This is a genomic window from Mesorhizobium sp. M2E.F.Ca.ET.209.01.1.1, assembly GCF_004010375.2.
Classification (GTDB): Bacteria; Pseudomonadota; Alphaproteobacteria; order Rhizobiales; family Rhizobiaceae; genus Mesorhizobium.
This window is the reverse complement of record NZ_SADP02001132.1, coordinates 1-293: the sequence shown is the minus strand read 5'-3', so window position 1 is coordinate 293 and position 293 is coordinate 1. Positions and strand designations below refer to the sequence as shown.

1 pseudogene is annotated in these 293 nt (G+C 62.5%); it reads left to right on the top strand.

Going from position 1 to position 293, the window contains the following annotated elements:
• Positions 1-240: pseudogene (locus tag EN852_RS39425) on the top strand (NAD(P)/FAD-dependent oxidoreductase); the annotation flags it as partial.
• Between the last annotated feature and the right edge of the window lie 53 nt (positions 241-293).

The window sequence follows — 293 nt, the reverse complement described above, 5'->3', positions numbered from 1 at the left end:
GCGGACAAGGTCGGCAAGGTCTGGGGCCTCGGCTCCTCCACCACCAAGGATCCAGGCCCATGGGAAGGCGAGCAGCGCAACATGTGGAAGCCGACGCAGCAGGAAGCGCTATGGTTCCACGGGGGCAACCTGCACCAGTCGCGGCACTATTCACAGTATCTGTCACTGCAGCTCAAAGCCAGGCAGGTCGGTCTGCCGACGCCGGTCTATGGGCTGCAGGAGGTTTATCACAAGGGGTAGTTGCTACCGTGCAAAAGACCCGCGCACCTCTTCCGCCGCGCGAGGCTTGAGTT